General features: G+C 46.8%; 4 protein-coding genes. 2 read left to right on the forward strand and 2 right to left on the reverse strand.

Translation table 11 applies throughout. The features are described from left to right. Positions 1 to 778: 778 nt before the first annotated feature. Positions 779 to 3,595 carry a M6 family metalloprotease domain-containing protein gene (locus ACO4R2_RS03170; RefSeq protein ID WP_484769131.1) on the forward strand — a complete coding sequence of 939 codons (2,817 nt, stop codon included), beginning with the start codon at positions 779 to 781 and terminating at the stop codon, positions 3,593 to 3,595. Between the two features lie 101 nt (positions 3,596 to 3,696). Here ACO4R2_RS03170 and kbl read toward each other — a convergent pair whose 3' ends face one another. Continuing rightward, positions 3,697 to 4,884, reverse strand: a complete 1,188-nt coding sequence (kbl, locus tag ACO4R2_RS03175) for a glycine C-acetyltransferase (protein ID WP_315091689.1) — start codon at positions 4,882 to 4,884, stop codon at positions 3,697 to 3,699. A gap of 207 nt (positions 4,885 to 5,091) precedes the next feature. Between kbl and ACO4R2_RS03180 the strand changes: the two genes are divergently transcribed. Next, positions 5,092 to 6,048 (forward strand): NAD-dependent epimerase/dehydratase family protein, encoded by a 957-nt coding sequence (locus ACO4R2_RS03180; RefSeq protein WP_315091691.1) that lies wholly within the window; start codon positions 5,092 to 5,094, stop codon positions 6,046 to 6,048. 93 nt (positions 6,049 to 6,141) lie between these two features. Here ACO4R2_RS03180 and ACO4R2_RS03185 read toward each other — a convergent pair whose 3' ends face one another. Continuing rightward, positions 6,142 to 6,924, reverse strand: coding sequence for a hypothetical protein (locus tag ACO4R2_RS03185; protein ID WP_484769132.1), 783 nt, complete (start codon positions 6,922 to 6,924; stop codon positions 6,142 to 6,144). Positions 6,925 to 7,490: the final 566 nt, after the last annotated feature.

Below are 7,490 nucleotides of genomic sequence, written 5' to 3' on the forward strand. Positions count from 1 at the left end.
GCGACTACCACACGGTAGTCGCCCTTTTTTATGTCTTCCCCTTAGGTTAGAATCTTCTTTGAGGCACTTTTGATATTATGTGAGTTTCTCCCTCGACGCTTTCAGTGCGACGCCTCCAGCGTCGGAGTCCTTTCTGTCCACTTCTCCACGGGTTCCCCCTCGCTCTGCTCGGGTATCACCCGCGGTTAAGCATAGTGCGCCTCCGCCGGAGGCGTGGGCTACTCTGTGTTGTGGTGGGAGCGGAGGTGGGAGAGCAGGGGAGAGTATATACAGTTTCCACTTTTATATTCTTGTCCGAGTCCCTCTCTCGACGCTTTCAGTGCGACGCCTCCAGCGTCGGAAGTGAGAGCCGTCGTCTGTCCACTTCTCCACGGGTTCCCCCTCGCTTTGGCTCGGGTATCACCCGCGGTTAAGCATAGTGCGCCTCCGCCGGAGGCGTGAGTAGCGTTGTGCTGCTGGAGCGACGATGGGAGAGAGTGAGAGATAGTCTATACAGTTTTCGCTTCTATTCACATTCGAGTTTCTCTCTATGCTTTCAGTGCGCTTACTGTGTCGTACAGCAACAGAGCGGCTCATGCTTATCAGTGGCAAGGCTTATAGACTTGTTATAGATAAGTTGAGTTTGCTTTTTGTTGCTTTCCTCGCGCCTTTTATGTTATTGAGGTGTTAAATTACAATATTTTTTTAGGGACGGGGCGAAAAAGAGACAAAAAGTCGAGAATATATTATATCTTTGTGTTTTAGTCCTCTATAATAGATAGTATAAATTCAAATTGATATGAAAAGAGTATTGACATTGTTCGTCCTTCTGTTGACGCTCACTGTTGGTGCTTGGGCCGTTCAGCCTTTGTACCAGCTGGAGTATATCACACAGAGCGACGGTTCGGTTGTTGCCGTTTATCGTCACGGCTCTCGTATGACCGATTTTTTTACCACCCCAGATGGTGCAGTCTTGGTGCGTAATGCCAATAAAGATTTATGTTATGCCGTTGTGGGTGAAAAGGGATTGTTGCCTTCCAACGTTTTGGCTCATAACGAGTCGGTGCGTTCGGTAGCAGAAAAGGCTTTTTTGCTTCAGAATCGCCTGACGGAGGAAGATGCAACGCGCATCATGCGTCGCCAAAACCCAGAGGAGCACCATGCTCCGAATCACGTGATCTATAGTTCTACAGATGATGGTTTGGGCGAATACGGCAAGAGCGGTGTAGGCGCAGTCAATAGTATTGGCGATGTGACAATTCCTGTTATCATGGTGGAGTTTTCAGATTTGAAGTTTAAGTCCACCACGACTGTTGAAAAGATGAATCGCTTTTTCAACGAACAAGGTTATAACGAAGAAGAAGGTTGTAAAGGTTCTGCCCGCGACTACTTTATCAGCCAGTCCAACGGAATGTTCCGCCCCACGTTTAAGGTGGTGGCAAAAGTGACGCTCAATTCTGGTTATGCCACCTATGGTGGTAATACCAATAAGAGCGGAACAACGCAATGTGTGCGCGAGGCCGTTGCTGCTGCCGTGAGCAAGGGCGTTAACTTCAGAGACTATGCGGTGAATGGTGCAGTGCCCCTCGTGAGTATTCTCTATGCTGGTGGCGGCGAAGCTACTGGGGGTGGTGATGATACACTTTGGCCACAGGAGATGGACATTAACACTACTATGAGTGGTGTACATTTCAATGCCTACTTTGTGGGTAATGAGCTGTATGGTAGCAATAACAGTGATGTGTTGATGGGTATGGGCGTGTTCTGTCATGAATTTGGCCATGCTCTCGGTTTGCCCGACTTCTATGTGACCAACTATGGACATAGAGATGTGACGATGGGCAAATGGTCCATCATGTGTCAGGGGTGCTACCTGCCTTCTGGTTCTGCCCGCGCACCGATAGGCTACACAGCCTATGAGCGTAGTTATCTGGGTTGGGAGAAAATCCCCGAACTTACGGAAGCTGATAATATCACCCTCTACAAAGTGGGTTCCACTGAAGGTTCTAACGCTGCTCTGATTCGCAATGATGCCGACGATAGAGAGTATTTCATTTTAGAGCAACGCGAACCTGGCACATGGTATCCCGAATCTTTTGGTAGTGGAATGTTTGTGCAGCACGTGGCTTATGACAAGCAGTCGTGGTACTACAATCAGCTCAATAATGATGCGGATCGGCTGCGTTGCACCTATCTCTCCGCAGTTGTTACAAGAACAGGTGGAACAGCTGCTGAACTCTTCCCCGGAAGTGCAGGTACTAAGAGAGAGATTACCAAAACGTCCAACCCATCCTTCATGCTTCTCAACGGCAAAGATTTGAATAAACCTGTATATAAAATCACTATACAGAATGATGGTTCGGTTAATTTCAATTATCTCGATGCCGACTATGTGGGACATGTTGTGGGCGATGAAGCAACAGATGGAACTTTGAAATATCGCTTTGTGACGAAATCACAAGTAGAGGTTGTTGCTAAAGATAATGGTTCCTATGCAGGTGCTGTTAGTATTCCTGCTGCTTATGTAGAAGGTTCTCACCAGTATACAGTAGTGGGTATAGCCTCTGGCGCTTTTGCAAACTGTGCCAACTTGATTTCTGTTTCGATACCTTCCACCGTGAAGACGATCGCTGCTGATGCTTTCCGCAATAGTTTGAAAGTGCAGCAGATTACAGTGGATGCTGCCAATACAAAGTACCACAGTATGAACGGTGTGCTCTATACGAATAGCGAAATTATCTATTCGCCAGAGACGGCATCACAACCTATCGTGGCTAATAACGATTTCGATTTTGCAAGTAACGCATGGAGACTCGATACCAGCGACAGTCCGCTGAAAGCTGCTAACGGTGAACTGACTCAAGACCTCATTTCAGGTCCAGTGACGATGACGCATACACATGGCAGTACGGTTGTCTATATGTATAAGAAAGGAACGAATCCCGCAGAGTTGCGTCTGCCGAAAGATGCAACGATCTCCTTTGAAGTGCCCGACAATACGCGCATCACAAAGATTGCAGTGACTGCTAGTTTGTGGAATGCCACTTCAGATGCTGCCACTCTTACAGGTAAGATCTGGGAGGGACAAAAACAGAAGGTGACGCTGACAGCTACAGGTAGTTGCCGCATTAGCAATATCGTTGTGACAACTTCACAGAAGCACGACTACAACGAGCCTGTTCTGATCTACTATCCAGCAGCGCTCACAGGTAGCTTTACAGTGCCCGCAGGCGTGACACGCATTGGCGACTACGCCTTTGAGAATGCCGCTGTTTCTCAAGTTGTTTTGTCCGATTCTTTGCAGACACTCGGCGTTTCTTCTCTCGGTACGGCCGCTCTGAGAGCTCTGACGTCAAAGACAGTGACACCTGCAGCCACAACGGGTAATCCTTTCATCTCTGTGGATCAAACCACTTGTACGCTGACCGTTCCTGCTGGTGCAGAAGCAGCTTATAAAGCTGCAAACTATTGGCAAGGATTCTATGGTGTGCATAGTGGTATTCAGGGAGTAGAAGTAGGCTCTAAGAATGCCACCATCTACGACCTGCAAGGCCGTCGCCGCAGTACGTTGCAAAAGGGCGTGAACATTGTTAATGGTAAGAAGGTCATCTTCTAACTTTACGCAATATTTAGTGAGATAAAAATAAGGGCTGCTCCTTGCGGGGCAGCCCTTGTTGTTTCTGTTTTGAGAATGTGTTTGTACCTCAGTTGGTCAGATTATTTCAGCACGTTGAGTTCTTTGCCAATCTTGATGAATGCATTGATACACTTGTCGAGCTGTTCGCGACTGTGACCCGCTGAAATCTGAACGCGGATGCGTGCTTCGCCCTTCGGCACTACGGGGTAGAAGAAACCTGTTACGAAGATGCCTTCTTCTTGCAATGCAGCAGCAAATTTCTGACTCAGCGGAGCATCGTAGAGCATCACGGCGCAAATGGCACTCTGTGTGGGCTTGATGTCGAAACCAGCAGCGAGCATCTTGTCGCGGAAGTAGTTGACGTTCTCCACGAGGTGATCGTGAATCTCATTGCTCTCTTTGAGCATCTTGAAAGTCTCAATACCAGCACCTACCACTGAAGGCGGAATAGAGTTGGAGAAGAGATACGGACGACTGCTCTGGCGGAGCATATCAATGATTTCTTTACGACCCGTGGTGAAACCACCCACAGCGCCACCGAAGCTCTTACCAAGTGTGCCTGTGTAGATGTCCACACGCCCATAAGTGTTGTAGAACTCGCTCACGCCGTGACCCGTTTTGCCCACAACGCCAGCCGAGTGGCTTTCGTCCACCATAACGAGAGCGTCATACTTTTCAGCCAAGTCGCAGATCTTATCCATCGGAGCTACATTGCCATCCATGGAGAATACTCCATCGGTGCAGATGATGCGGAAGCGTTGAGCCTGAGCTTCTTTTAAGCAATTCTCTAGTTCTTCCATATTGCCGTTGGCGTAGCGATAGCGCACAGCCTTGCAGAGGCGCACACCGTCAATGATGGAAGCATGGTTGAGAGCATCGGAGATGATAGCGTCCTCTTGCGTGAGGAAACTACCAAAGAGTCCGCCGTTAGCATCGAAGCAAGCAGCATAGAGGATAGTGTCTTCTGTTTTGAAGAAGTCGCTAATAGCAGCTTCGAGTTCTTTGTGAACATCCTGCGTTCCACAGATGAAGCGCACGCTCGACATTCCGTAGCCGCGGCGGTCCATCATATCCTTTGCTGCCTGAATGAGACGCGGATGATTGCTCAAACCCAGATAGTTGTTAGCGCAGAAGTTGAGTACTTCTTTTCCGCCCACCTGAATAGCAGCTGCCTGCGGGCTTTCAATGAGACGTTCAGTCTTGTAGAGGCCAGCGTCCTTAAGGTTCTGCAAAGACTTTTGCAGATGTTCTTGAAGTTTACCGTACATAGTAATTTGGAATTTATATGTTAGATGATTTGTTCCAACAGTGTTTCTATTTTCGACACAAAGTAAATAAGTTTTTCCGAATTTATCAAGTGCTTAGTTGCTAATTTCAGAAAAAAAGATTTCCTTTGCATTGCAAAATGTAAGTAGCAATACTTTCTTCTGTTAGAAAACATATAACTCACAAACCAAATATAAGTATTCGTAATCATGAAGAATATTCTCGTGATTGGAGCAACGGGCCAAATCGGCTCAGAACTCACAATGAAGTTGCGTAGCATCTATGGCAACGACCACGTTGTGGCTGGCTATATCGTAGGTGCAGAACCTAAGGGCGAACTTGCAGAAAGTGGCCCCGCCGAAGTTTGCGACGTTACGGATGGTGAAGCCATTGAGCGCATCGTGACAAAGTATAACATCGACGCGATTTATAACCTGGCTGCTTTGCTCTCTGTTGTGGCTGAGCATAAGCCTCTCCTGGCATGGCATATAGGTATTGACGGTCTTATCAAGGTGCTCGAAGTGGCACGTCAGCACAACTGCTTCGTCTTCACTCCCAGCTCTATCGGTAGCTTCGGCCCGGAAACTCCTGCCGACCAAACTCCGCAGGATACTATTCAACGTCCGCGCACTATCTACGGCGTGAGCAAAGTTACTACTGAGTTGCTCAGCGACTACTACCACCGCAAGTATGGCATCGAAACCCGCAGCGTTCGCTTCCCAGGTTTGATTTCCAATGTGACTCCTCCCGGAGGCGGCACTACCGACTATGCTGTTGATATCTACTACAGTGCTGTGCGCGGTGAGAAGTTTGTTTGCCCCATCGCACAAGGCACTTATATGGACATGATGTACATGCCCGACGCCCTCAAGGCTTGTGTTCAGCTGATGGAAGCTGATGCCAGTCGCCTTGTCCACTATAACGGCTTCAACATTGCCTCAATGAGTTTCGCACCCGAAGAGATTTTTGCAGCCATCAAGAAGTATCGCCCTGCGTTCGAGATGGAGTACAATGTAGATCCGCTCAAGCAGAGTATTGCTAATAGTTGGCCCAACAGCCTCGACGACTCAGCAGCGCGTACAGAGTGGGATTGGAAACCTTCTTTTGATCTCGATACAATGACGCAAGATATGCTGGAGAAGCTTTCCGCTCGTCTTCTCAAATAAGAGAATCCTTTAGGGTTCTCCTCAAAATAAAAAGCCTCCTTACTTTTTGAGAGTAAGGAGGCTTTTCTATGTTTTCTTCTATTTTATGTTTGCCTAAAACGAGATAGCAATACCGGCTTCAATTGACTCGTAGTTTTTTCGTACAGGCACAATCGGGGCTGTATCGTAGATGAGGCGATATGCTCCGCGTAGTCCAATTGTAGGGGTAATGTTGTATTTTAGATCGACGGCTCCTCCAAAGCGAGCTTTCTTGAAAAAACTGTTATCTGGTTTTCCCTGATGAATAGCCGTTGTTGTAAGCTCCCAATGCTCGCCCAGTTGATGTCTGAAGCTAATAGAAAAGTGACTTTTGAGGCTGCGGCTATAAGCAAAAGTCCCAGCCGTGGGGTCTGGATACTCCCATTTTTCGAATTCAAAAAATGCTCCCAAAGCGGCAAACATGAGGCAATGATCGCTATTTATAAGTCTATAACGCGATTGTATACCTGTAGAAACCTTGTAATTCATTCCTCTACTATCTGCCCATTGCGATTCTATGTAGGGATATACCTCGAAAGCTCGTTCCAGCAAATAGCGAAATTCGGAATGTACGTATCCTCCGCTCACAGTCACTTTCTTACCATAAGTGGAAAATTCAAGTTTGTTTATTAAATTGATTACCCGTCTATGCTTTATAAGCAAGTTGAGGTTAGTTGTGTTTTTGAACGTAAGCACATTCTTCTTTTCAGTTTTGAAATCCAAAACAGGCAAGAGAGTTCCCTGTATGGTTTTTGTGCTATCTATCGTCATGGTGAGATTTTCGGAGAAGAGCATTTGCGAATATGTCGGAAGTGACACCGACAAAATCAATAGGAGAAGAAGTAGTAGTCTTTTCATTGTTGAGAATGATTGATGATAAAAAGAGGCTGATATACACGTGGAAGGAAAAGTAGGGTGCTACTTTTGCACGTCTCTGTGTAATCAGTCATGTAAAAATTGTGATACGGTGCAAAGATAGTAAAAAAAGGTAATCCACGCCTCCGCCTGAGGTGTATAAGCCTCTTCTTCTCCTCCCTATAAAAAATAAGATGCAGGGAGAGATGAAAGTCTACACCTATTCAGCTTTTCGCATGGCAGCCGTAGCTACAATAAGGGCGTCAGCTGACACAATAAGGGCGCCAGCTGACAGGCTTATTGTATTCCTTAGCGCAATAAGCCTATTTGCGATTACATCTTATAGCCCTTCTGCTTCTATATTTCCCGGGGAAAAATTCTCTGTGGAAAGTATGCTACAGAGAGAGAAACGGAAGAACCCTTTATGTGCCTCAGTGGCTACTGGAAAGTTGGACTGATTATTGCGAAGAAAAGGGCAAAGAACTCTTCAGCGCAATTCGGGGAAAAATAGTTTTTTTGGCATAAGTGACAAAAAGAGACCTAAAATGGGTCTCTTTTTCTCTTATATG

The organism is Alloprevotella sp. (assembly GCF_057240785.1).

Excerpts from the sequence above, each read along its gene's own strand:
- ACO4R2_RS03185 (WP_484769132.1), bottom strand. The coding sequence starts at position 6,924 with ATGAAAAGACTACTACTTCTTCTCCTATTGATTTTGTCGGTGTCACTT.
- ACO4R2_RS03180 (WP_315091691.1), top strand. The coding sequence starts at position 5,092 with ATGAAGAATATTCTCGTGATTGGAGCAACGGGCCAAATCGGCTCAGAA.
- kbl (WP_315091689.1), bottom strand. The coding sequence starts at position 4,884 with ATGTACGGTAAACTTCAAGAACATCTGCAAAAGTCTTTGCAGAACCTT.
- ACO4R2_RS03170 (WP_484769131.1), top strand. The coding sequence starts at position 779 with ATGAAAAGAGTATTGACATTGTTCGTCCTTCTGTTGACGCTCACTGTT.